This window comes from Enhygromyxa salina (assembly GCF_000737335.2).
Taxonomy (GTDB): Bacteria; Myxococcota_A; Polyangia; order Nannocystales; family Nannocystaceae; genus Plesiocystis; species Plesiocystis salina_C.
The window spans coordinates 1-23,628 of record NZ_JMCC02000053.1 but is presented as its reverse complement, the minus strand read 5'-3'; the positions used below and the strand labels follow the sequence as shown (position 1 = coordinate 23,628).

General features: G+C 67.2%; 19 protein-coding genes. 4 read left to right on the top strand and 15 right to left on the bottom strand.

Annotated features, from left to right (window positions below; genetic code table 11):
- Positions 1-292: 292 nt before the first annotated feature.
- The 7 genes from DB30_RS20680 to DB30_RS20650 form a co-directional block, all read right to left on the bottom strand.
- Positions 293-1,495 (bottom strand): fatty acid desaturase family protein, encoded by a 1,203-nt coding sequence (locus DB30_RS20680; RefSeq protein ID WP_146659852.1) that lies wholly within the window; start codon positions 1,493-1,495, stop codon positions 293-295.
- A 2-nt stretch (positions 1,496-1,497) separates the two neighbouring features.
- Complete coding sequence (locus DB30_RS20675) at positions 1,498-2,490, bottom strand: NAD-dependent epimerase/dehydratase family protein (protein ID WP_052551627.1); 993 nt, start codon at positions 2,488-2,490, stop codon at positions 1,498-1,500.
- Entirely contained in the window at positions 2,487-4,214 is a 1,728-nt protein-coding gene (locus DB30_RS20670; RefSeq protein WP_240480288.1) for a fatty acid CoA ligase family protein, read from the bottom strand. The genes DB30_RS20675 and DB30_RS20670 overlap by 4 nt, the downstream gene beginning before the upstream one ends.
- Positions 4,211-5,128: an alpha/beta fold hydrolase gene (locus DB30_RS20665; protein ID WP_052551642.1), complete on the bottom strand. Its 918-nt coding sequence runs from the start codon at positions 5,126-5,128 to the stop codon at positions 4,211-4,213. The genes DB30_RS20670 and DB30_RS20665 overlap by 4 nt, the downstream gene beginning before the upstream one ends.
- Positions 5,125-6,141 carry a 3-oxoacyl-ACP synthase III gene (locus tag DB30_RS20660; RefSeq protein WP_052551625.1) on the bottom strand — a complete coding sequence of 339 codons (1,017 nt, stop codon included), beginning with the start codon at positions 6,139-6,141 and terminating at the stop codon, positions 5,125-5,127. Before DB30_RS20660 ends, DB30_RS20665 begins: the two co-directional genes overlap by 4 nt.
- 227 nt (positions 6,142-6,368) lie before the next feature.
- Positions 6,369-7,340 carry a fatty acid desaturase family protein gene (locus tag DB30_RS20655; protein WP_052551623.1) on the bottom strand — a complete coding sequence of 324 codons (972 nt, stop codon included), beginning with the start codon at positions 7,338-7,340 and terminating at the stop codon, positions 6,369-6,371.
- 554 nt (positions 7,341-7,894) lie between these two features.
- Positions 7,895-8,407 (bottom strand): MarR family winged helix-turn-helix transcriptional regulator, encoded by a 513-nt coding sequence (locus DB30_RS20650; protein ID WP_052551621.1) that lies wholly within the window; start codon positions 8,405-8,407, stop codon positions 7,895-7,897.
- Positions 8,408-8,488: 81 nt separating this feature from the next.
- On the opposite strand from DB30_RS20650, the gene DB30_RS20645 reads away from it, so the two are divergent.
- Positions 8,489-9,175, top strand: coding sequence for a DUF4336 domain-containing protein (locus DB30_RS20645; protein WP_052551619.1), 687 nt, complete (start codon positions 8,489-8,491; stop codon positions 9,173-9,175).
- 142 nt (positions 9,176-9,317) lie between these two features.
- Here DB30_RS20645 and DB30_RS20640 read toward each other — a convergent pair whose 3' ends face one another.
- The 5 genes from DB30_RS20640 to DB30_RS20620 all read right to left on the bottom strand — a co-directional run bounded on the left by DB30_RS20640 (position 9,318) and on the right by DB30_RS20620 (position 14,330).
- On the bottom strand, positions 9,318-11,258 hold the full coding sequence (locus tag DB30_RS20640; protein ID WP_153258375.1) for a CotH kinase family protein: 1,941 nt from the start codon (positions 11,256-11,258) through the stop codon (positions 9,318-9,320).
- Positions 11,259-11,428: 170 nt separating this feature from the next.
- Positions 11,429-11,878, bottom strand: coding sequence for a CBS domain-containing protein (locus DB30_RS20635; RefSeq protein WP_052551615.1), 450 nt, complete (start codon positions 11,876-11,878; stop codon positions 11,429-11,431).
- 64 nt (positions 11,879-11,942) lie between these two features.
- Positions 11,943-12,854, bottom strand: coding sequence for a cation diffusion facilitator family transporter (locus DB30_RS20630; protein WP_052551613.1), 912 nt, complete (start codon positions 12,852-12,854; stop codon positions 11,943-11,945).
- A 73-nt stretch (positions 12,855-12,927) separates the two neighbouring features.
- Positions 12,928-13,506 carry a DUF4123 domain-containing protein gene (locus tag DB30_RS20625; protein WP_146659848.1) on the bottom strand — a complete coding sequence of 193 codons (579 nt, stop codon included), beginning with the start codon at positions 13,504-13,506 and terminating at the stop codon, positions 12,928-12,930.
- A 20-nt stretch (positions 13,507-13,526) separates the two neighbouring features.
- On the bottom strand, positions 13,527-14,330 hold the full coding sequence (locus DB30_RS20620; protein ID WP_052551609.1) for a hypothetical protein: 804 nt from the start codon (positions 14,328-14,330) through the stop codon (positions 13,527-13,529).
- 115 nt (positions 14,331-14,445) lie between these two features.
- On the opposite strand from DB30_RS20620, the gene DB30_RS20615 reads away from it, so the two are divergent.
- The gene (locus DB30_RS20615; RefSeq protein WP_052551607.1) at positions 14,446-18,405 is read left to right on the top strand and encodes an alkaline phosphatase family protein; all 3,960 of its coding nucleotides are present in this window, start codon (positions 14,446-14,448) and stop codon (positions 18,403-18,405) included.
- On the opposite strand, the gene DB30_RS20610 is transcribed toward DB30_RS20615, so the two are convergent.
- From DB30_RS20610 to DB30_RS20600, 3 genes are read right to left on the bottom strand one after another with little or no spacing between them, the layout of a single operon-like run.
- The gene (locus tag DB30_RS20610; protein WP_052551605.1) at positions 18,383-20,032 is read right to left on the bottom strand and encodes a DEAD/DEAH box helicase; all 1,650 of its coding nucleotides are present in this window, start codon (positions 20,030-20,032) and stop codon (positions 18,383-18,385) included. The two genes, DB30_RS20615 and DB30_RS20610, sit on opposite strands and share 23 nt — an antisense overlap.
- 10 nt (positions 20,033-20,042) lie before the next feature.
- On the bottom strand, positions 20,043-20,390 hold the full coding sequence (locus DB30_RS20605) for a hypothetical protein (RefSeq protein WP_052551603.1): 348 nt from the start codon (positions 20,388-20,390) through the stop codon (positions 20,043-20,045).
- Between the two features lie 35 nt (positions 20,391-20,425).
- Positions 20,426-21,292, bottom strand: a complete 867-nt coding sequence (locus tag DB30_RS20600) for a hypothetical protein (RefSeq protein WP_146659846.1) — start codon at positions 21,290-21,292, stop codon at positions 20,426-20,428.
- Positions 21,293-21,465: 173 nt separating this feature from the next.
- Here DB30_RS20600 and DB30_RS20595 point away from each other — a divergent pair, with 173 nt between their 5' ends.
- Positions 21,466-22,332 (top strand): hypothetical protein, encoded by an 867-nt coding sequence (locus tag DB30_RS20595; RefSeq protein ID WP_052551598.1) that lies wholly within the window; start codon positions 21,466-21,468, stop codon positions 22,330-22,332.
- A gap of 8 nt (positions 22,333-22,340) precedes the next feature.
- On the top strand, positions 22,341-23,564 hold the full coding sequence (locus DB30_RS20590; protein WP_052551596.1) for a hypothetical protein: 1,224 nt from the start codon (positions 22,341-22,343) through the stop codon (positions 23,562-23,564).
- Positions 23,565-23,628: the final 64 nt, after the last annotated feature.

The window sequence follows — 23,628 nt, the reverse complement described above, 5'->3', positions numbered from 1 at the left end:
CACTCTCCCCCCAACCACACACCCAACCCCTCCCAGAGATCGGGCCCCCTCACGCCCCAGATCGGAGCCCCCTCCTCGCCAACGAAGAGCGCACCAAGGCCGCGGATGGTCTCAACCCGGCGTATCTACGCACGTGGAGATTAACGAAGAGAAGCGCGGTCGGGCCAGTGAGAAGACCCGAGAGGAAGCGGGGTCACGAAACTGAAGTAGACCGTAGCCGGGTTGAGACCATCCGCAGCCCGTGCGCGCCCCCGTCGGCACACACACCCCCGCAAACAACCAAACCAACCCCTCACCCCCCAAACCGCCGCATAGACCCCCCCCCCACCATGATCTCCACCGCCATCCAGCAGCGCCGCCAAACCGACTCCTGCACATAAGGAACCCCATGCCGCTCACAGATCTCCCGCACCAACGGCTGCGCCCGCCGATACTGCAGCATCGTCATATCCGGCCAAAGATGATGCTCAATCTGATAGTTCAGCCACCCATGCATCAAATCCCGCAAATCCCCCCCGGTCCGAAAGTTCGCGCTCCCCAGCACCTGCCGCAAGTAGAAATCCCCCCGACTCCGCGTCCGCCCCTCGAACCGATACAGGTCCTCCCCCGCATGATTCGGCACAATCGTCACAAACGCATGCGCGTTGGTCACCAGCTCCGCGATCAGTGAATTCACCAGCACGCTAAACACCGCCCAAGCCCCGAGCGGCGTGAACAATGCAGGCACCAAGAAGAAGTAAGTCAACAGATAAGGCCCCCACCCGCGCAGCCACAAGCGCCCGTTCATCCGCGGCGTGAAGCTCATCACCCCGCCGGCCGACCACCGCTCGCGCAGCTCGTCCTCGACCGAGGGCCCGCCCTTGACCCCGGCCCGCCGGGCCTCGGCCCGCGCCAGCGCGTCGAGGGTGCTTGGCGCGTAGTAGACAAACTTCCAGCTGACCGCCATCAGCGGGACCAAGGCCACCCGCAGCCACCGGGGCATGCCCGAGTCACGGACCCAAGCCAGATTGCGCTCGACCAGATCGGGATCGGCCTCTTCGTTGAGCCGATAGTGATGCTGAAGGTTGTGCTCCTCGTGCCACGCGCTTGGATCGATCCAGTCGAGCCAGTCGATCGCGCGCCGCCACCCGCGAGCAAACACCGAGCCACGCCGACTGGGCCGGATGCCCTCCACGCGATCATAGCCACGATGACAGACCGGGTGCGCGACGCCGGTCCAGCGCACGAAGCGACCAAACGAGAGCCCAAAGATCGACACCGGGTTGGGTGCCAGCCACGCCGTCGCGTAGCCGATCAGGCTTGCTAGCCGGCCCCAGATCTCGATCTTGCGCAAGTGCCGACGATCTGCCTCGCCAGCGGTCCCGCGGATCATCTCTTGTAGTTCGTCGAGGTCGCGCGCGAATGCGTCGAGGTCGAAGCCCTTGGCGTCGAGCCCGTGAGCCTCGAAGTCGTGAAAGCCGTCCGCGCCCAGCGCTGCGACGTCGACGTCAGCCATGTCTAGAGAGGATAGTTTTGCACCCATGCTCGGAGTCGCTCCATGCCCTCGGCGTAAGAGACCTTGGGCGCGTAGCCCAGGTCCCGCCGCGCGGCGGAAATGTCGTACCAATGTGCGGTCGAGAGCTGACTGACCACGAACCGGGTCAGCGGCGGCTCGGCCTCGAGCCGAAGCAGCCCCCACACGCCCTCGACGATCGTCGCCACCGCCCGCGCCACGCCAACCGAGACCGTCTTCTCGACAGGCGGCAGCCCGGCCGCGCCCAGTAGATCATTGATGAACGCCGGCCCCTCGAGCGGCTCGTCTTGGGTCACGAAGTACGCCCGCCCCGCGAGCGCCGCATCGGGACCGAGCCGGTCGAGCGCAGCGAGGTGCGCGTCAACGGCGTTGTCGATGTAGACCGTGTCGATCTTCTGGGGCGCGCCGATCATCCGCACCCGCCCGGCCCGGGCCTTGGCGATCACCCGCGGCATCATTGAGGTGTCGCCGGGCCCCCAGACCAGGTGCGGCCGGATCGCCACGGTCGAGAGCGTTGGCGAATTGGCGGCGAGCACGGCCTGCTCCGCCAGGGCCTTGGTCGCGGGATAGTGCGCTTCGAAGTGATCGGGGTACGGCGCCGACTCGTCCACGCCCGAGACCGCGTCGCCGCCGTGCACGACGCTGGGCGTGCTCGTGTAGATCAGCTTGCCAACACCGTGGGCGCGGCAAGCCTCGATCACGTTGAGGGTGCCCTGGGTGTTGGTCGCGTAGAACTGCGCGTAGGGCCCCCAGATGTCGACGCGCGCGGCGACGTGAAACACGGCCTCGCAGCCCTGCACCGCGTTGGCCACCGCTTGCGGATCCGCGATGTCACCCTGGCGGACGTCGACCCCCCACTCGCGCAGCCACGGATACTCGCCCCGGCACAGGCTCCGCGTCGCAATGTTGCGATCGAGCAGCGCCCGCGCAATCGACTTGCCCAAGAACCCGCCCGCGCCCGTCACGAGCACGGTCATGGCAGCTGCTCCTGGGCCCACGCGCGCAGTCGCTCGCGCCCGATCTTCGCGTTGTGGCGAATGTCGACCGGGAACCCGCCGCGCGCGTCGTAGCGCAGGTAGTGTTGGATCTGGCCAAGGCTCACGCCACCCAGGCCACGCCCTGGTTCACACCCGTTGGCTTGCTCGCGCGCGGCGAGCTCGCGCAGCTCGCCCACGATCGTGTCCCACGCGCGCGCGCAGCCAGGCTCGAGCTCGACGCACAAGGTTGGCCCCTGACGCGGTCCAACCAGCGCGCTGCGATACACGTCTGGGTGCACGTCGAACACCTTCTCGCTCGAGACGGTGAACATGGTCTGGCCGTCGCTGGTGACCACGCGGTGGGTCTTGCGACCGCAAAACCAGATCCGCCCGTGTTCATCGCGCCAGCCCACGTCGCCCATGCGGTGCCAGATCCGCTCGCCCTCGCGGATCTTGGCCTTGTCGGTGTTGGCGGCGTCGTTGAAGTAGGCCTCGGTCACCATCGGACCGCGCACGGCGATCTCGCCAACTTCACCGTCGGGCAGGACCAGCTGCTCGTCCCAGCTTGGGATCGGATCGTCGGTGATCTGGATGATCCTGACCTCGATCGCCGGAACCGGCGCGCCCACGCACACGCCCGCGCCCTGCTCGGTCCAGGCCCAGGTGTTGGAGAGGATCTCGCGACAGGGCATGCACGCGACCGGCAGCGACTCGGTCGCGCCGTAGGGTGGAAACAGATCCGCTGACGGCCCCAACATGGTGTGCCAGCGCGCGATCGTCTGGGCGGGCAGCGGCGCCCCGGCGGCGATCACCCGGCGCAGGCTGGGCAGCTGCACGCCCGCGGCCTCGCCGTGGCGGCCCACGGTGTTGAGCAGCGCGGGCGAGCCAAACATCGTCGTCACGCCAAAGCGCTGAATCGGCTCGATGATCGCCCGCGGATCCACGCGCGCCGGCTTGGACGCGTCCATGTCTGGCAGCACGGTCGTCATGCCCAGCGCGGGATCAAACAACGCAAACAGCGGAAACGTGGGCAGATCAATCTCGCCCGGCTCGATCCCAAACATCGAGCGGATCGACTCGACCTGGGCGCTGAAGGTGCGATGGCGATAGACCACGCCCTTGGCCGGCCCGGTGCTGCCGCTGGTGAACAGCACCGCCGCGATCTCGTCGGGCCCGGTCGAGCCCAGCGGCTGCCCGGCTCGCAGGCGCGCGGCCCCAAGCGCCTCGACCTGCGCGAGCGTGTGCCCACCCGAGCCCACGCCGCTGAACCAACCGCCAACCCAACCACCCACCCAGATCCACCGATTGACGGTCGCGCGGCCCCACCCCAGCGCGATCCGGGCGGCGTGGGCGAGCGGGATCCCAATGAACGCGCTGGGCTTGGCGTTGGCCAGGCAGGTTGCGAGGCCGCGAATGCCCAAGCCCGGATCGATCATCACGGGCACGACGCCGGCCTTGAACATGGCGAAGGTCAGCGCGAACAGCTCGGGGCTGGGCTTGACCATGAGCGCGGCCCGATCACCGCGCGCGATGCCGACCGCGTGCAGACCCGCGGCGATCTGATCGCTGCGCTCGTTGAGCTCGCGGTACGAGACCTGCTGATACTCGAGCAAGCCCTGGGCGTCGCGGCGCTTGGTCGGGAAGTAGATCGCGGTTGCGTCTGGCTGCGACGCGGCCATCCGCGGGAGCATGTCCGCGACGGTCGCGGGCGCGCTGCTGCTCACGTTGGCGCTCCTGCCTGGACACCCAAGAACGCGGTGACCAACCCCTCGATCTCTTCACCGGCGTCCTCGAGCACATAGTGGCCCGAGTCGGCGAAGCGGTGGACCTGCGCGCCCGGCAGCTTGCGCTCCCACTCGCGCAAGAAGTGATCGTCGAACACGAAGTCGCGCTCGCCCCAGCAGATCAAGACCGGCCGATCGTCGAATTGCCCGAGCGCCTCGCCGACCTCCGTGATGATCTCGAAGCCTGGATCACCCGGCTGCAGCGGGATGTCTTGCACGAAGCGAAGCACCGCGCGGCGGTTGTCCCAGCTGTCGTAGGGGGCGCACAGGCCCTCGCTGACCTCGGCTGGGAGCGGCCGCCGGGTCACGCAAAACCGCGTCGCCCCGCGCGAGAACGCGTTGAAGCCCCGAACCAGCACAGTGCCAAGCCCGGTGTTGCGGGCCAGCCACAGCGAGGCCGGCATCCGCTTGGTCGAAGGCAGCCCGAACGCCGCCGTATTGAGCAGGACCAGACGCGAGACCAACGCGGGGTGGCGGTGGGCCCAACCCATGCCGATCATCCCGCCCCAGTCGTGGACCATGAGGGTCAGGTCGCCCGCGCTACCGAGCTCGAGGTGATCGACCAAGCGCTCGATGTCGTCGATCCGCCGGGCGAGCCGGTAGGGGTAGCGCGCGTCGTCGGGCTTGTCCGACTTGCCGCAGCCAATGTGATCCGGCGCGATGACCCGGTGGGTTGGCGACAGCGCCTTGATCAGCCGGCGCCAGTAGAACGACCAGGTCGGGTTGCCGTGCAGCATCAAGACCACGGGGCCCTCGCGTGGACCCTCGTCGACGTAGTGCATGCGCACGCCTGGCTCGAGCTCGAACCAGTGCTCGGCGAAGGGATACAGCCGCGTCGAGACCCGCACGCTCACCACACCACCTCCGCCATCGCGCAGTTGAGCCCCGAGCCGATCCCCATCAGCGCGATCCGATCCCCGGTGTGCAGGCGCCCGAGCTCGGCCGCCTTTGACAGCACCAGCGGGACCCCAGCGGGCCCGACGTTGCCGTACTCGGGGTAGGTTGCGAGCAGCCGCTGCGGCTCGATCTCGAAGGCCGCGCGAAATTTGTCGGTGTGGACCTTGCTGACCTGGTGGATCACGTACTCGTCGAGGGCGCCCGGGTTCCAGCCCAGCTCGCGCTGCGCCGCCGCCCAAGTTTGCTGGGCCAGCTCGAGGCCCGAGTTGAGCAGATCGCCCGAGTGGGTCTCCATCCGATCGATCTGCCCGCGACACAGATCGCTGTGCTGGGTCGCGGCCACGGTCACGCCGCCCAAGAAGCGATGCCCGCTCGGCGCCAGATCAGCGCGGGTCAAGACCATCGCCACGCCAGCCGAGCCGAGCGTGAGCGTGGCGAAGTTGGCCCAAAAGCTGGGCTGATCGGTGGCCTCGCCAGTTAGGCGCGCGATGGTCTGATCCACCACATAGCGGCTGCTCTCGCCGTCGACCACCAGCCCGTAGTCGAGCTGGCCGCGCTCGATCATGTTGCCGACGATCTCCATGCCATTGAGGAACCCCAAGCACGCGTTGCCCACGTCGAAGTTGATGCAGGCGGGCGAAAGCCCGAGCTTGGCGTGGACCAAGCACGCGGTCGAAGGCTCGACGTAGTCACGGCACACCGAGGTGTTGATCAGGATGCCGACCCGCTGCGGATCCACGTGGGCGGCCGCGAGCGCCCGCCTGCCCGCGAGGGTCGCCGCGTCAGAGGGCTGCGTGCCCTCGGGCCACATGCGTCGGGCCGTGATCCCCGTGAGCCCCTCGAGCAACCCGGGGGGTACGTGCAGCCGCTTCATCGTGCCCGCGAGGCGCCGCTCGAGCTCGGCCGAGGTCACCCGGTCCGGCGCGTCAACGTGCGCGACGCTGCAGATCGAGACATTGTCAAAACGCATGGGGAGCTCGTGGCGCGCACCCTACTCTTGGCCGCGGGCCCCGACAACAGCGCGAGATCACGGCTCTCGTTGGCGCTCGATCGGGCTCGACTGGCGATCTACCGCGTTCCCGGATCGCGCTCGCGCCGAGATACGCGATCCCCGTGAACCGTGGCAACGATCGCTCAACCGCAGTGTGCGTTTGATCGTCTGGCCCGCGCGGTCACGCGTGGTCACCGCGATCGGCATCATCGCTTGGTGACGAGGATCATCGACCGCAGGATCGAGGTCGAGATGTCCGCGTTGCGACGAAACCCGGGCTCTCGCATGAGCCGGGCGTGCAGCGCGGGCAGCTTGTAGAACGGCACGCTCGGGTACCAGTGGTGCTCGATGTGGTAGCCGATGTTTCGCGGCAGGATCAGCAGCGCCTCGAGCCGCGTCGGGATCGTCGTGCGCGTGGCTTGGTACGCCGGATCGTCGCTGTGGACCGCGCTGTGCTCGGCGATCAGGCGCATGTACTGAATCGTCACGTGCCAGGTACACATCGGCACCAGCCACAACCCAACGTACTCCAACCACCAGCCGCCCACGCTCAGCACCGCGATCGCAGCGGCGTAGCAGCCAAGCCGCGCGACTCGCCATGGCCCAGGCTCGCGCAACATCAAGCTGCCGATCAACCCGCGCACGATCCAGCGCAGGCCGGTCGCAAACGCGGCGCGGCGCGCCAGCTCCCGGACCAGCTCCCCACGCGTCTTTGGGTAGACCCACTCGGGCCTCAGCTCCCCGCGGCCGGTGTGGGTCCGCCACAGCAGCCGGTTTCCGTCGCGCACGCCCCCCAGGTACTTGTGATGATCCCCGTGAAAGCTGCGAAAGCCCCAGACCGAGACGAACATCGGCCACATCAAGAACACCGAGGCGACCAGATCATTGCCGAGCTTGTGGTTCAAGTAGCGATGGTGGCTGGCGTCGTGACCGAGGACCGTGAGCGCGTGCTGCCGGGCGCCAATGAACACGACCGCGAGCAGGTAGACCACGACCCCGGGTCGCCACGAGACCAAGGCCACCGCCGCCGCGATTCCCAGCCACTCGAGCGCCGTGGCCAGCAGCGCGCGGGCGGGTTGCAGGCGCGAGAGCTCGCGCAGCTCCGCGGCCTCGAGCCGGACTGGCACGCCTGCGATCGCGTCGTGGGGATGACCTTCGTGTTCTTGGTCAGCGGACATCGTGTTGCTCCGGTGACGACATCGTTCGCACACTGCGAGCCTTGCCGCGCCTACCGGCGGGCCGGGTCTGGCCTCGCACCTGGGCTAGCGATCGCTCGCTCGCTCGCTCCCGAGCTCCTCGAGCACGCCGAGCAAATCGGCCAAACCAATGCCTCCAGCCCTACCAAACACAGACTGGGAACAGCAGTAGTTGGGATTCACCACCTGGCCACCAACGACCTCAATTCCCGAAGTCGCGAAGTTTCAGTGGAGGGAGGTATGAAACGACTCTGGCACCCCAGCCAAGATTTGCGCGCCGGTTTGACCATTGGGCGGGACTTCGTCCTCATCGGCGAGCTGGGTTTTTGACTGTCTGCGCGAAGGCATGAAGGACTTCCAGGCGCCGCGCGCCGGGCTGCGGGTGAGCCACTCGACGCTGCCCAACGGGCACGATGAGAGGAGCGAGACCGCACATGGGCCCACGGGGCCGCCAACCTTCGCGGACTGCCCACCGCCCCAGGGACAGCCGCGAGCTACCGCGCCGCATGCTGCGGGACCCACGAGCTCGCCAACGCCTACGAAGGCCCGCGGCCCTCGAGCGCCGCCAACAATGCACCGAGCCCGTCGTGCAGGGCGGCCATCCGCTGCGCCCCGATCTCCTCGCCAAGCTCATCCTCGAACCTGCCGAGGTGCGCCAGACCATCGAGCAGCGACGCACCGGAATGTTTGGCGAAGCGAATCAGCTTGGCCCGCCCATCGCTGGGGTCGGGCACGCGCTCGAGCACCTGCATCTGCTCGAGCTCGTCGACGAGCTGCCCGACCGCCTGCTTGCTGATGCCCAACCGCCGGGCCAGCTCCGTCAAGCGGGTGCCGGCGAGATCCAGGTGGGGAAACACGCTGGTGTGGGCCGGTCGGATCCGCGGCGCGCCCGGGGGCTGATCGAGCCGCGCGAGCGCCTGCTCATTGAGAAGGCGCGCGCACTTGAACAGCAGCTGGGCCACGCTCGCGGCCTTGGCCCGCTCGAGCCGCTCGACGAACGCTGGATCGGGCTCGCTCGGCTTACCGCGTTTTTTGCTGGTCCTGGCCACGCTGTTGCCAGTTTTCGCTGATCCACAATTTTAGTCAAGCATGCTTGACAAACTCGTCAGGTGTACTTGACTATCGCTACCATGCTGAACCAACTCGATGACGAGCTGTGGTGTGTGGACGCGCTCCAGCCTCTCGGGCCCGGGGTGCAGTTTCCCGCGCGCATGACGATCGTGCGGCTCGCCGACGGGCTCTGGGTTCACTCGCCAATCGCAATGGACGACGCGCTCGCAGCCCAGATCAACGAGCTCGGTCCGGTCCGGCACCTCGTCGCGCCCAATTGCTTTCACCACCTCCACATGGGCCCCGCCAGCGCGCGCTGGCCAGACGCCAAGGTCTACGCCCCGGTCGGCCTCCGCGCCAAGCGTTCGGACCTACGCATTGATGTGGACCTCGTGGATGGCCAGGGCCATTGGCCGGATGCGATCGACGTGGTCGAGATCGCGGGCGCCCCCGCGCTGAGCGAGTTCGTGTTCCTGCACCGCCCAAGCGGGACGCTGGTTCTATGTGACCTCGCGTTCAACATGCACGAGGCCACAGGGGCGCTGACCAAGCTGGTGCTGCGCATGGTCGGTGCGTGGCAGCGCACGACCCAGAGCAAGCTGTGGCGGCGCATCACCAAAGATCGCGCCGCCGCGGGCCGTTGCTGCGAGCGCATGCTCGCGCTCGAATTCTCGCGCGTGATCATGTCGCACGGCCAGATCATCGAGGGCGCCGACGCGAACCAACGGCTGCGTGACGCCCTCGAATGGATGCTCGCGGGGAAGTGACCTTGCGACCGGACAGAGCCCTCAGGGTTCGTCCATGCGGCGCGACAACACCGCCAACTAGATGGCCCATTGCGCCCGCCTGGGCCCGTCCAAGGGCGGATGTACTCCGATTGGCCGCCCCTGAACGCGCGCGGATCCGAATTCAGTTGAACGAGTCGATGTTGAGGTCCATCCACAGCAGACGCGCCGTGATCCACTCTTGCACGGTCATGTGCTCCTCGTCCCACGTGCCCACCGGACACTGCTCGCGGAACGTCAGGACCCAATCGTCGCCGCCAATGATCTGGTCCATCGGCCAGCGCACGAAGTTCTCGGCGATCTTCTCGGCCGTCATCGTCTCGCTGTAGCCAGCGAGCTGCTCATTGATCGCCTCTTGTGACAGCACTGTCTCACGCAGCTCAAACCAGCGGGCGCTGAGCGCCTGCTGAAAGACCGGATCGCTAGCGATGATGTTGAGCCAGTGGCCGTTGCCCCGTTGGATCCACGAGTCGGTCCCACTGCAAGAGCCGCCAAGGCCGATGTCGAAGTCCCAAGGCACGAAATTGATCTTGCCACCCGGCCCCTTGTAGATGTGGATGCTCGACGAGTAGGCGTCGCCGTTGCGCGTGAACTCCTGAACGAGGACGAAGTCGACGAGCGTCGACATCTCGACGTAGTCCCACACGCTGCCGTTCCCGTAGGTCGCGTCGGAGAAGCCGCCCATGTAGTTCATGATCGCCGACTCGCTGGACGGAGAGATATTGTCGAGCTGTGGGTACAGCAGCTGCCAGCCAACGCCGTGCGTCGTCACCCAGGCCTGGGTGACGTCGCTCTTGAAGATGAACGAACCGCCGAGCCCGTCGTCGGCGGGGATGTCAATGCGATCATCGTCACGCTTGACCTTCTCGCCAAGGGTATAGATCCCGACCCAGTCGTCGTTGAGCGTGACCTCGCAGTAGTGGGTTTGCGCGGCGTAGTTGAGCACCGGGTCAAACGCCGCGAACATGTCGTACATCAACTTGTTGCGATACAAGGAGAGGTCGAAGTACATGCCATTGAGCACCCAGTCCTCCTCCGCGCCAAACTCGTAGAAATTGACCGGGTTGGCCGGCGGCTTGGTCGAGAGCGCCAAGTCCATGACGAGATCCGAGGACCCGGAGCTGCCCTGGTGCACCTCGACCGCGATGACGTTCGTGCCGTCGACCAACAGCTCGCTGTCGACTGGAAATTTACGGAATTCGACCTCATCGAGGCCGCTGAGGGCATCTAGGGCGAGTGTGTCATTGCCGATCGCGCCGGTCGGAAGGTTGATCCGCGCGATCTCGGTGCCGTTGAGATAGACGACGGCCCCGTCGTCGACGCGAAGCTGCAGATAGGTTGGGTCCAATGCCGCGACGCTAGCAACCTCGAAGCTATGCCGGAACCACGAGGTCCTGTACTTGTTGCCCGCGTTGGGCCCGTAGCCAATGATCGTCTCATTCGCGACCTGACCCGACGCCGCCCAACCGTTTTGCCACTCCGGCCCAAGGATGCCGTATCCAAGCGGGGCCGGACCTTCGCTCCACTCAGCGTCGTTGAACTGGGGCTGATTCCAGCTGTTGCCGCCCGAGCTGCCCGAGTCGTTGTATTTCCAAGACGCCCCAGGTGCGACGAGCTCGACGTTGGGGGCGGACCACAGCTCCACGTCATACTGGTGCTTTGGCCACCCCTGCGACGAGCGCCCGCGCACCTCGATCCCGGCCGCGCCGTCGTAGGCCACGTAGCCGTCGCCCTCCATCACCAACAGGTCGCACGACCGCTTGGGGTCGTCGACCAGCGGCTTGTCGCAGGTGATCTCGACCGTGCACAGGCTCCAGTCGGTCTCGTGGGGCTCGCCGTCTCCGTCGCCGTCGCCGTCTCCGTCTCCATCTCCATCTCCGTCGCCGTCTCCGTCTCCAGGATCGCCGTCGCCGTCGCCGTCTCCGTCTCCGTCGCCAAGATCGCCGTCCCCGTCGCCGGTGCCCTCGCTCGACGTCTCTCCCCCGGTAACGAGCTCCTCACCCCCGCAGGATGCAAGCAACGCTAGCGGGAGCGCCAAGGAGAGCCGCGAGAGAGTCAGTCGCATGTTCACGACCGGATGGTCTCGCAACCCGCGCCACGTCTCAAGCTGCAGCGCGCGAGTATCAACAAACCCCATCAACCCCGCACGAACAGGTATCGACCCCGTGCTGATCATGTGGTTGATCCGCGAGTGTTCTCACGGGTTGCCTTGCGAATGAGGGCTGTTAGATCAGCTCAACTCTTGGTCTTGAACGCCGCCCGCAGCAGCGCTTCTTTGGTAACCACACCCAGCACCCGCCCAGCTTCGACAACGGGCACCAAGGTCAAGTGCTGCTCGACCATCAGCGTGGCGACATCGGACATCGGCACGGTCGGCGCGACGACGATCGGCTCTTCGCTCATGATCTCGTCCACGCAAATGCCCGATATCTTATCGAGCTCCTCGCGGAGCCGGCCCGGGGGCTCGAGCGGGATCGCAAAATCCATGATCGTGAGGATCGAGGGCAAGTGCACGCGCTTCTCTTGAAACACCAGATCCATGGTCGTGACCACGCCGACCAGGCGATCGTCCTGGATCACACACGCGCCGTCGCTGCGCTCTTGCAAGAGCAGGTCGACCAGAGCGCGCACCGAGTGGTTTGGGGTCACGGTCAGCGCTTTGACCATGATGTCGCGGGCCTTCATGCCCGCAGCATGGCGCACGCAGGCGCAGCGACTCAACAGACGCGCTCGTGCGCAGACGCGTAAATCATGCGCGAACGCTTGGATCGGAGCCAGGGGCGGCGTTGGAGTGAGAAGCGGGGTTGACGTGGACGGCGACCTCTTCGACGCGCGCGCAGGTGCGCGTGACCGCCCGCTCGACCGCGTGGGCGATCTCGTGGCCCTGCGCGACCGTGATCGTGCCGTCGATGCCAACTTCGAGGTCCGCGCGCAGATGGGTCCCCAGCGGATGCACGCGCACGTCGTCAACGCTGCACACCCCGGGCACGCCCGCGGCGGTCTCGACGATCTGGGCTGTCAGCGCGTGATCGGGCGCGCGATCCATGAGCACGCCCAGCCCCTCGTAGGCGCTGATCAATCCGTGCCACACGATGACCGCACCGACGACCCCAGCGGCGAGGGGCTCGAGCCAGCGCAGGCCAAAGATCGCGCCGGTGATCGCCAACAACACGAGCCCGCTGGTCAGCACGTCCGCCAGGTTGTCGCGTGACAGCGCGACCAGGATCGGGCTGTCGAGCTCGCGCCCGCGCGAGGCGGTCACCCGCGCGAGACCAAACTTGAGCACCATGCTCAGCAGCTCGACGCTCACCGCCGCGACGCCGAGTGCATCTGGACCGACGCTGCTGCGCCCGCGCAGGGCCATCCACCCAAGCCCCACCCCGGCCGCGACGACGATCAGCCCGATCCCGACGGCGGTCAGCGCCTCGCCGTTGCCGTGGCCGTAGTGGTGATCGCGGTCGCGCGGCTTCGCAGACCAGCGCCAGCCGAGCCACGCGCCGAGGTTCATGGCCACGTCGCTGCTCGAGTGCACGCCATCGGCGATCAGCGCCCGTGAGCCTGCGAGCCCGCCAACGCCCAGCTTGAGCACGGCCAGCAGCGCGTTGCCGCCGACGCCCAGCCAGTGGGTGCGCGTGATCTGGCGCTGGCGATCGCCTTGCATGCGCCGGCAGTCTACTCAGTTTTGCGCGGACCGGCATGCTGCGAGCGGCCCAGATCGGCCTGAGGTCGTGACTTCAAACGGATTGGCGCTCTGGCGCTTCGGCAAGCGTTGCGTCTTGTTGGACGAGGCCAAGCTCGTCCACACACAGCGCTCCGTCTTCGAGGCGGTAGGCCCACGCGGAGCTTGGGTCCGCGCCCGCCATCGTGAATTGCGTGATCGGCCCGAACACCTGCGCGAGCTCGGCGGCGAAGCAGGTTGGTAGATACGCACGAAGCACGCGCGGATCATAGAATCGAAACTGTGCGATGCGACCGCTGGGTAGCTTCGCGTGCGACAGCGTGCGCAGGTGTCGGCGCAGCTGGCCAAAGTCGACCGTGGCGTGGACGAAGATGCCCCAGTCCCGCCCCCAGCCCGCTTGCAACAAGCGCTCGAGCGCGGCCGAGGGCTTGCGGCCCAGCCCGATCACGCGCGGGGCACAGATCTGATAGCTGGCCTCGACGATTCCATCTTCGAAGTACATCCACGGCAACCCCACGTCCTTGGTCAACGCGTGAATGGCTTCGTCACGGGCCCCATCGAGGACCGCGTAGAGATCGATGCCGTTGGCGGTCAGGTGCGCGGACAGGCGGGACAAGTCTGGAGGCGAGGACATGAGGTGTTGGCCTGGGGTTCTCAGCAGGTGCAGTGTTCACAAAAGGGCGTGCCCTTGCTGGACGCGGCCGCCAGAGTCTTGGCCTGACTCGCCTGCCGCCCGAGCCCGGTCGCGAGCGGCTCGGTCTTGCTGGCCACGGGCGCGCCCGGGTTTGGTGGGCCCTCGCAGTTCGCACAGGCCTCGCAAAACGGCACGCCCGAGTCCGCAGCCTGCTCGAGGGTCTTCGCCTGTTTGGCCTGGGTCGCTAGATCCGGCCCGGTCGACTCGCCCGCGAGCTTGGGCGCGTGGGCCCCGGCACAGACCTCGCAAAACGGCACGCCCGCTTCCGCGGCGACCTTTAGAGTCTGCGCCTGCATGGCCTGACACTCGAGCGTGGAGCGCTGCGCGGCCAGCTCGCTCTCGGCCAGGGCCCTGGCGTGCAAGCCGGGGACCTCGACGATCTCGTTGGCGAGCGGCTCGAAGGGAGGGGGCGCGGCGAGCTCGATCGGCTCGCTGCTCATGAGCACGACCGGCTCGCGCTCGAGCACCAGCGCTCCGCTGACGATCCGACGCGCGACCACGCCCAGCAGGTTGAGCGGATCGCCAGCCAGCGAGCCTGGGTCCGCGCCTTGCTCGACCAAGAATGCACGTAGTCGCCGCAGCATGTCGGGCTCGGTCGCCCCGCGCAGCAGCGCCAGCGCGTCGTGCTCGTCGTCACATCGAACGCGCTGCGGGCCGGGCCGGTGGCCGGGCTCGTACCCCTGCTGCTGCTCGCGTGCTTCGGTCCCCCACGCGCGGAGGGTAAAGCGGGCGAACGGGCCCTCGAACTGCAGGGTATCGAGCATGTTGAGGGCGGCCTCGCGCGCTCGACCATAGCATGCGAGAGGCCTCGAGCGGCCCCAATATTGGGCGTCCCCGTGATAGTCTGCCCGCCACCACGATGATCGCCAAGCCTCGCAGATGCGTTTCACGACGATCGCCGCCAGTGATGCCGACATTCGAGGTACCGATCTCGCGCCCGGCAAGAGTCAGGTACTCAGCCGCGCCGACCTCGATGTCTTGTGCACCGACCACAGCTGGTTAACGGACGCGCTCATCAACTACGGCGTCGAAGAGTGCACCGCCTCCGGCCCGGCGCTGACTGATCTGCACCACAATGTGCTGTGGATTCGCCCGGCGCTGGTCAAGGCCGGGATGGAAGGGGGCGACGACGCCTTCGACGCGGGCCTGGGCGCGGCGATCGGCTGGGCCGGGGGCGACAACCCCAAGCCAGTGTTGGACACCGCGCCCGCGCTCACCCGCGGCGCGACAGTGATCCTGTTTCCCGTCAACACGGGCGACACCCACTGGAGCTTGCTCGCTTTCTACAAGGGCGCCGACTCGGCCCACTGCGAGTTCGTCCACTACGACTCGCTGCAGCCGGCCAACACGGGCGCGGCCGCGATGATGGTCACCAAGCTGCAGGCGCGCGGGTTCTTGTCGCGCGGCTTCGTCATCGCCAACGAGGCCGCCGTCGTCCGCCAAGATGACGGCTACAACTGTGGCGCCTTCGTGATCCAATTTGCCCGGCTGATCATGAGCCTGGGCGCCAAGCCAGGCGCGGACCAGCTCGGCGGCGTGACGAGCCACAGCTCGGAGGAGATGCGAATCGCGATGCTGCTGGCGCTGGTGCCCCTGGTCGCGCCCGCGCCCCCGGTCGTCGGCGAGTGGTGGGAGCATCCGCCGGCCAAGCTCGGCAAGGGCGAGTCCAGGCCCGTCGAGCAAGACGCCCAGACCCGCAAAGAAGCGCTGGCGCAGATCCACAAGGCCCTCGAAGAGGACAACGCCGAGCCGATCCAGCTCAGCAGCATCGCGCAGTGCAAGATGGCCAAGCCCGCCAAGCTCACGGTCGTGCTCGCGTCGGACAACGACGAGTGGCACGCGGCCCAGGGCGGCAGCGTGACCTTCAGCCTGGGTGGTGAGCAATTCACCCGCCCGGTCAGCTATGACGGCAAGCGGTGGATGACCAGCCTGACAACCAAATTCGCCGAGCGGATCGTGGTCAAGCTCGACGCCAAGGTCCGCCCCCCCGAGGAGTTCACCGAAGCGAGCGCGTCACAGTCGGGGGTCAACATGGATCCTGGCGTGGATCAAACGGTCACCCTCACGTTTGCGCCCCGCGAGCCGCGGCGTCTCCACCTCGCGCTGCTCGTCGAGGCCGACGGCGCCACCGACGGCTACGAGGATCTCGAGGCCCAGTCGGGTCCGGGCAAGCGCCGGCCGTTTCCAGCCGGCACCAAGATCGAGCTGCTGCTCGACGGCGGGCCGGAGAAGGTCGCAGCCACGATTCAAGCAGACGGCAGCGTGGTCGACGACGGCGACGGCGAGGCCGGCGTGCGGATCCCGTTTCGCTGCAAGGGCGCGACGCCGCAATTCCCCGACGCCAAGGACAAGCGCTACATTGCGTGGGACAAGGACACGGCCGCGGGTTCGCCCACGGTATTCCTTGCCGATCCCGAACAAGCCAAGGACACCCAGCGCGTCGGCTTTTGCCTGCCAACCGGGGTGTGGATCCCCGTGCGCCGACCCGACAATTGGACCTTTCCCGCCGCGCACTACGACAGCGGTAAGAAGCTGCGCAATGATCTGGACCTCGCCAACGCGGCCGTGCCACCGGGCAGCGCGGACGCGCCGATCGAGTATGTGCTGATCTCCGAGCCGCCGCCCTTCTACATGAACGGTCACCTGATCGAGCATGTCGTGTGTCTGATGCTCGAGAACCGCGGCTTCGACCACTTCATGGGCTTCCTCTACGAGGGCGCGACCAAGCCCCAGCACAGCTACCCGCCCCCCTCTGAAGCCAAGGGTCAGCACCAGAGCCTGCGCCTGTTCGAGGGCCTCGAGGGCATGAGCCCGAGCTGCCCCTACGACTACAACTACACGACCAAGGAGACCAAGAAGACCAAGTACGGCTTGACCAAGCTCACCAAGGTCGACGTGCCGCACAACATCAAGGGCGTGGCCAAGATGCGCAAAGGGGCGCGGGCCTCCAACATTCCCACGACCAATCCCCACGAGGACTTCATCCACATCTTCCAGGACATGTACGGCGCGGCGATCACCAACCCGCACGACATGGAGGACAAGGCCAAGCGCGAGGCCGCCGTCAAGAGCGGCGACGCCTATAAAAAGCCACCCATGGACGGCTGGGCCCAGAATTTCTGTGACGGCATTCGTCACCACCGCGGGGAGGCCGACACGATCCTGACCAACGCGATGGTCGACGAGATCATGGAGATGTATACGCCCGAGCAGCTCCCGGTCATGAGCGGGCTGGCGCGCAACTACGCCGTCTCGGATCTATGGTTTTGCTCGGTCCCCAGCCAGACCAACACCAACCGCGCGTTCTGGGCCTGCGGCCACGCGGCGGGCATCTGCAAGAACGACTGGCGCCCGGCGATCAAGTACGGCTACGCCTCCGACAAGATGCCCGACGGCGACGACGCCAACGGCATCCCGTTTCGCCGCTCGCTGTTCGACGTTCTCAACGACAACGGGCACGACTGGAAATACTACTACTCCGTCCCCTACCCGCCCGCGCTTCGCTACCAAGAAACATGGAAAGAGTGGAAAAACCACTACTACTTCATGAACATGTTTCCGCAATTCAAGGACGACCCCAAGGTCACGTCCCTCGATGAGTTCTACGCCGACGCCAAGGGCGGCACCCTGCCCCGCGTCTCCTATATCGAGCCAACCTGGGGCGGCGGCAAGAAGTGGGACGCCGTCTCGCCCCTGGATCGTGCGGTCGGCAACGAGTTTCACCCGGTCCAGGACATGTTCTGCGGCGAGTTCTTCGTCAAGGAGATCTACGACGCCGTGATCAACGGGCCCAAGGCCGACACGACCTTGCTGATCATCACCTTCGACGAAAATGGCGGCACCTACGATCACTTTCCGCCGTGGGCGGCGACCCCACCGGACCGCGCGGGCAACCTGCCCCCGGGCTACAAGAAGCCTAAAGAGAAGAAGCCCCCGTTGAGCGAGGAATTCGGCTACGGATTCGACAACTTCGGGGTCCGGGTCCCGACCCTGCTGATCTCCAAGTACATCAAGCCTCAGACGATCTTTCGCTCGCCAACGGCCGTCCCCTTGGATCACACATCGGTGATCTCGACCGTGCTCAAGTGGCTGGCGATCCCAGAGGACACGTGGAAGCTCGGCGATCGTGTCGCCAACGCGCCAACCTTTGATGGCGCGCTGATGAGCGAGGGCGAGGAAGAGACCGAACGGCGCAAAGTCGCGACCGGGCTCGCTCACTTCGACGAGAACCGCAAGAAGCTGCTCGAGACCGCCAAGCCGTTGCAGTACGGTCAGACCTTTCGGCTCCGCTACGTTGGCAACAAATGGGCGGACCGGCCCCCCACCGAGGTCGCGTATATCGCCGATCCGGTCAGCAGCATGAAGTGGTGGTATCCAACCATCTCCAGCAACCCCGATCACGCGATCAAGTTCAAGCTGACCGGCGGCAAGGGGGCGGTCCACGCCGGCTCCGAGGTCGTGTTCGAGGCCACGGGCAACACCCTGGCTGGCAAGAGCATGGCCGGCTACTCGCTCGCGCTGCCCGAGACCGCGGGCGCCCAGAAGATCTATCTGTACAAGGGTGGCAAGCCCAGCCGCTGGATCCCGTGGATCGTCAACGACCGCAACGTCGGGACCGAGCTGGTCTACGGCGACGAGCTGTTCTTGTTCAGCGAGCGCTACCTGCCCAAGAATTTGGCGCAGCCGTTCTCGGGCGTGACGCTGTGTGATCCCTACAAGCGACTGACGATCGACCCCTTTGACTTTCGTGCACGCAACGCGGTCCGCTACGCGAGCTGGCGCGCCGGCGAGTGGGACATCTGGGTGCTCGAGCCGGTCACCGTGCCCGAAGAGGTTTAGGAGGCCGGTTCGCGGCCGGGCGCAGGCCAAGATCCAGGGCCAGGTGGGCGATCGCGTCCCCGACAGTCTGCGCGCGCCGTGGCGGCCGAAGCTCGGCCAGCGCCCGCTTCAGCGGCGCGGTGATCGGGTGCCTTCGCCACGCCGCGTCGGCCCGCGCGCTGCTGGGGTCACCGTGCTTGGGCAGCTCGTAGTCGACGGCCTCGATCGCGGCGGACATGCTGCTGCAGCGGGTGATCCGTCGATCGTCGCGCCAGATCTCGACGCCGCTGCGGGACGCGGGGCGCAGCTCGAAGTGACACAGCTGCGCGTGATGATCCAAAAAGTGCAGCATCATGCCGCGGGCGCCCAGCGACAGCCACGCGTTGACCGAGATCGCGGCGGCCTCGTCACTCTGGACCATCGTCAGCGGGTCGAATTCACGTAGCCTCTGGGTGATCTCTTCGAGGGTCGCGGGCGCCTCGTCGCGGTCGTCCTCGGGGGCCGGCAGGTAGGCCGGGCGCTCGCCCGCGGCCTCGCGCTCGGGCGGGGTCGGCTGCTTGCCGGCGGCGAGCGTGGCCGTGGTGATGATCTCGAGCGAGGACAGATCGACGAAGTCCAGCACCAGGCAGTCGCGCGCGCTCGGGTCGAGCCGCATGCCGCGACCCACACATTGCAAATACAGCGACTCCGAGCGCAGCGGCCGGACCATGGCGACCGCGCTGACGCCCGGATCATCAAAGCCCTCGGTCAACACACCGACATTTGTGATGACCTGAAATTGTCCGTCTCGAAATCCCGCGAGCGTGCGCTCGCGGGCCGGCTTGGGCATCTCGCCGTGCACGATCGCCGCGCGCACGCCCATGCGATTGAGCGCGCCGCACAGGTGCTCCGCGTGGCGAACGCCTGCACAAAAGGCGATGGTTCGACGATCCCGACACAGCTCGGTGATGCTGCGCGCGACCAGCTGATTGCGGGTCTCGATGTCGACGGCCTGCTCGAGCGCCTGCTCGTCGAAGTCCTCGCCCACGGCCGCGACGCCCTCGAGCGAGACCTTGGTCTCGATCCGCAGCCCCCGCAGCGGTCGCAGGTAGCCGTCGGTGATCATCTGCTCGACGGTGCGCTCGGCGACGATCTCCTCGAACACCTCGCCGAGCGCGCGACCATCGGCGCGGCGGGTGGTCGCCGTGAAGCCGACCAGCGTCCCGCGCCAGTCCGCTTCGAAGGCGCCGATCCGCTCGAGCACCGCCCGGTTGGCGTCGGCGACCGCGTGATGACACTCGTCGTAGATGACCAGCCCAAGCTCGCGGCCGGCCAGCACCCGGCCGATGCGCGCCTCGTGCAGCGAGCGAATCGAGGCCACCAGCACGCGCGCGCTGGCGCTGGCCCGCGACTCGCCACGCTCGATCTGGACCCGACGATCGTCCCCGCCACGCCGCAGCGCCGCCTCGATCTTGTCCCGGGCCTGGGCCAGCAGCTCCTCGCGGTGGGCCAGCACCAGCACGTCACGCTTGGCGCGGCGAATGAGCTCCGAGAAGATCACCGTCTTGCCCGCGCCGGTCGGCAGCGACACCAGCATCCGACGCACGCCACGTCGCCGCGCCGCGATGACGGCCTCGACGGCCTCGACTTGGTACGGACGCAAGCGCACGGGGTATTGGCTAGGTAGCCGCCATGCGCTCGAGGATCATCGTCATCTTGTCCTCGTTGGCGATCGAGGTGCTGCGAAGCGTCTCTCGCATCCAGCCGTTGTCCGGTTGGTCGAGCAGATCGCCGCCAAACACCAGCATGAGCGAAGCGAGCGCGGTCACGTCGCCCTCTCGCTCGAGCCCGTTGTGCTGGGCGATCGACAGGGCATTGTGCACGATCGCGGTCACACCTTCATCGCCGCCCTGGTTCTCGTAGGGATCCGGGAATTTCTCCTCGAGCACCGGCAAGATCTTTTCGAGGTACGCGTCGATGCGCGGCTGCTGAAGCGAGAGCAGTTGTTCCGGCCGGATGCGAAGCATGCACCGATGCTATCAGGCCGCGGAGGCCGGTGCGCTCACCCCTCGTGGGTGAAGTGAAAGTAGACGTTGGCGGGGCTGGGCAGCAGCTGGCCGTTGGCGTGGGGCAGCGAGGCTATCCATGGCCGCAGCGGCGCGACCCCCTGTCCGCGCAGCGCTTCGTTCATCACCTCGACCTGGGCGCAGAAGCGTTGGACCGCGGGGTCGCGCGCCGCCCAGCCACGCAGCCAGGTCTCGAGCACCGCCGAAGACGACCCGTGAAAGTAGACCTGGCGCCCGCCGCTGAGCAGGCAGCGCTGAAACACGAGGTAGCGGCTGCCTCGCCACAGCGCCTCGAAGGCCGCGAGGTTGCGGATCACCGCAGGCACGCGGCGCGGATCCAGGCGCACGTAGATCTTGAAGTCCGTCAGCCGCTCGGGCGTGAAGTCCAAGCCCAAGATGTAGACCGACCCCGGTCGCAGCGCGCTCGGCAACGCTGGCACGTCGAGGGCGGCGCGCAGGCGCTCGACGCAGCTCGCCGAGTCGTCGCGAAAGATCAGGTAGTACTTCAAGCGCGGGCGCTCGCTGCCAGCGTCGATGCCCAGCACGATCTGCAGCACCTCGGGCCCGGCCACGCCGCCGCTGCGCAGCAGCTTCAGCATCGGGCCGGGGATCGGCACACCGAGCGCACCCGCGATCCGCTCGAAGCGATCGTTGGCGACCGGAATCAAGCGGGGGTCACTAGCGACATCGAAGTAGCAGGTTTGCCGCCACACCGAGGCGCCCGCGCCGAGCCGCGCCGAGTACTCCTCGAAGCTCGGCGCGGCCGCGCCCGCACGGACCTGCTCGTCGAAGGCAAGCAGCTGTTCGGGGACATCCGGCTGGGCGGACGACAAGGCTCGAAGCATGGGGCTGCGCGCGGCCACGGTTCGCAAGACTACCCTGGCTGATCGAAGCCGAGCAGTTCGCTGCCCTCGGTGAACCAGTCTACGAAAGCGTCCGCAAGCGGGCGAGAAGCCCTCGCCCGAGCTGAAAACAGCCACGCGCGCGTGTTATCGTGCGCCGCCAGCTCCCGTGCCTACCGCGCAGGCCGCCAGCCATGACCGACGAACGAACGCTGCTGATCCCGAGCACGCCCGGCGATCGCTTCTTCGACTACTGCCTCGAGATCTACGAGCCGCGCTGCGATCCCGCCGACAAGCTGCGCGGTGAGAGCTTGCTGTGGCACAGCCTCGAGGTCGCGGGCCTGCCCCGCCGCGACGACGCGATCTTTCACGCGATCCAGCGGGCCGCCGGGCGCGACATGACCGTGTTTGGCGTCAAGTGGTTTGGCGGCGAGCTCTCGTGGGAGCTGTACTTCTATGACCCCCAGCGCGAGGACACCCAGATCACCGCGGCCGCGCTGCGCGAGGCGCTGGTTGGTTCGCTGGACATCGCGGTGCACGTGCCCGATGCGATCCGCTACTTCATGTACAGCTTTGATCTGAGCGCCGCCTCGCTCGCGCGCGCCCGGGTCGACGAGCTCAACGTCTACCTTCAGTTTCACGAGGGCCAGGGCGGCCACTCCTACGCGGTCCGCGAGGGCGCCTGCGAGCTGCGCAACACCTACCGGTTTCACCGGCCCAAGCTCGAGATCGACGCGATCCTGCATCAAGTGCAGCGCAGCTTGTACGTCGACTTCACGCGGACGCAGCTGGCCGAGATCGTGATCCCCGAGCTGTTCGAGTGCCAGAAGATCTGCGTGGCCAAGAAGCGCTTCGCCGACGCGATCTACTACTCGGGGATCACGGTGGATCAGCTGCTGTGGTTCTTTCGCCGGTTCGCGTACCCAGCAGAGGTGCAGGCGTTCGTCGAGCGCGAGCGGGGGCGCTTCGAGCACCTGCTGTTCGACGTTGGCATCGACTATCACACCGGGCCCGACGGTCGCTTGGTGTATGACAAGACCGGCTACTACTCCACGCTCTGAGTCGCGGCATGTCCAAGGATCTACTCGTCACGATCGACGCCGAGGGCCCCCTGCCCGGCCGGCCGCGCGCCCGCGGGCGGGCGGCCGCCGTCGAGCTGTCGCGGTTTGTCGCGTTCGCGCAGGCCCACGCGCAGGCGCCCACCTATGCGCGGGTGATCTTCGTTGGCGACGGCGCGCAGCTCGAGCAACATGGGTTCGACTTCGTGATGGCTGCCCAGGCTGGTGGCTTCGCGCAGATTCGCCTCGACACCAGCGCCCGCCGCTTGACCGAGGCCGCCCAGGTCCGCGCGGTCGTGATGGCTGGCGTGAACGAATTCAGCGTCGGGCTGCACGGGGACACGCCCGCCCTGCACGACGGGCTGACCGGGCGTGCGGGCGAGTTCGCCGACGTGAAGACCTGCATGAGTCGGCTGGCCAAGCACGATGTGTCGGTGCGGGTCGACGTCGTCGTCACGACCAAAAACCTCGAGGCGCTGCCGCGAGTCATCTCGCTGGCGATCGCCGAGGGGGCCCAGCGGATCGCGCTGTGGAGCTACCTGCCGGACGATGACGGGCCCGAGGCCCGCGGGCTGATCGTGGACGTGGCCCGGCTGATCCCCGCCGTCGCGCGGGCGGTCGCGCAGTGCCGCGAGGCGGGGGTGCACGTCATCGTCAAGCACGTCCCCGCCTGCCTGCTCGGCGAGCTTGGTGACGCGCTCGACAACAGCTCGGCCGACGCGTTCGAGGGCGTCCGACCCGGGCGGCCACTGCCGCAATTCAACTGCTTGCACGAGGCCAAGTGCGAGCTCGCCGAGGCCTGCCTCGGGCTCCACCACGCATACGTGAACACCCACGGCTGGGAGCTCGAGCGGCTGCGTCCCCCGCCGCGGACACGCCCGTGGCGCGAGCGCGACCGCAGCATCGAGCTGGGCGCGGGCGCGGACGCAGCCCCGCGCGGGCACGCGGCGTGGCTCCAGCTGCTCGGTGAGCACGCGGCGCGGGTGCAGGGGGTCGCCCTGACCCGAACCGAGGCGCGCTACCCCATGCAGATGCCCGACGGGACCCGGTTTGTGCTGGTGTTGACCGCCCGCAACGAGCAAGCGCGCACGTTCACGCAGAGTCGCTCGTTCAACCTCGCGTACACCGACGTCGAGGGGTCGGCGGCCGAACTCGAGATCGCCGAGTTCGTCGCCCCGGTGCTCGCAACGATCGCCGCGAACGACGAGGGCACGCTCTCGCTCAACCCAAAGTGACACCTGCTTTCAGCTCGGGCGAGGGCTTCTCGCCCGCTTGCGGACGCTTTCGTAGACTGGTTCA

What these genes read in the sequence shown, in the direction of transcription:
- DB30_RS20605 (WP_052551603.1), bottom strand. Translation starts at nt 20,390, where the DNA reads ATGCTTCGCATCCGGCCGGAACAACTGCTCTCGCTTCAGCAGCCGCGC.
- DB30_RS20630 (WP_052551613.1), bottom strand. Translation starts at nt 12,854, where the DNA reads ATGCAAGGCGATCGCCAGCGCCAGATCACGCGCACCCACTGGCTGGGC.
- DB30_RS20655 (WP_052551623.1), bottom strand. Translation starts at nt 7,340, where the DNA reads ATGTCCGCTGACCAAGAACACGAAGGTCATCCCCACGACGCGATCGCA.
- DB30_RS20660 (WP_052551625.1), bottom strand. Translation starts at nt 6,141, where the DNA reads ATGCGTTTTGACAATGTCTCGATCTGCAGCGTCGCGCACGTTGACGCG.
- DB30_RS20595 (WP_052551598.1), top strand. Translation starts at nt 21,466, where the DNA reads ATGACCGACGAACGAACGCTGCTGATCCCGAGCACGCCCGGCGATCGC.
- DB30_RS20680 (WP_146659852.1), bottom strand. Translation starts at nt 1,495, where the DNA reads ATGGCTGACGTCGACGTCGCAGCGCTGGGCGCGGACGGCTTTCACGAC.
- DB30_RS20625 (WP_146659848.1), bottom strand. Translation starts at nt 13,506, where the DNA reads ATGTCCTCGCCTCCAGACTTGTCCCGCCTGTCCGCGCACCTGACCGCC.
- DB30_RS20615 (WP_052551607.1), top strand. Translation starts at nt 14,446, where the DNA reads ATGCGTTTCACGACGATCGCCGCCAGTGATGCCGACATTCGAGGTACC.
- DB30_RS20635 (WP_052551615.1), bottom strand. Translation starts at nt 11,878, where the DNA reads ATGAAGGCCCGCGACATCATGGTCAAAGCGCTGACCGTGACCCCAAAC.
- DB30_RS20645 (WP_052551619.1), top strand. Translation starts at nt 8,489, where the DNA reads ATGCTGAACCAACTCGATGACGAGCTGTGGTGTGTGGACGCGCTCCAG.
- DB30_RS20620 (WP_052551609.1), bottom strand. Translation starts at nt 14,330, where the DNA reads ATGCTCGATACCCTGCAGTTCGAGGGCCCGTTCGCCCGCTTTACCCTC.
- DB30_RS20675 (WP_052551627.1), bottom strand. Translation starts at nt 2,490, where the DNA reads ATGACCGTGCTCGTGACGGGCGCGGGCGGGTTCTTGGGCAAGTCGATT.
- DB30_RS20590 (WP_052551596.1), top strand. Translation starts at nt 22,341, where the DNA reads ATGTCCAAGGATCTACTCGTCACGATCGACGCCGAGGGCCCCCTGCCC.
- DB30_RS20640 (WP_153258375.1), bottom strand. Translation starts at nt 11,258, where the DNA reads ATGCGACTGACTCTCTCGCGGCTCTCCTTGGCGCTCCCGCTAGCGTTG.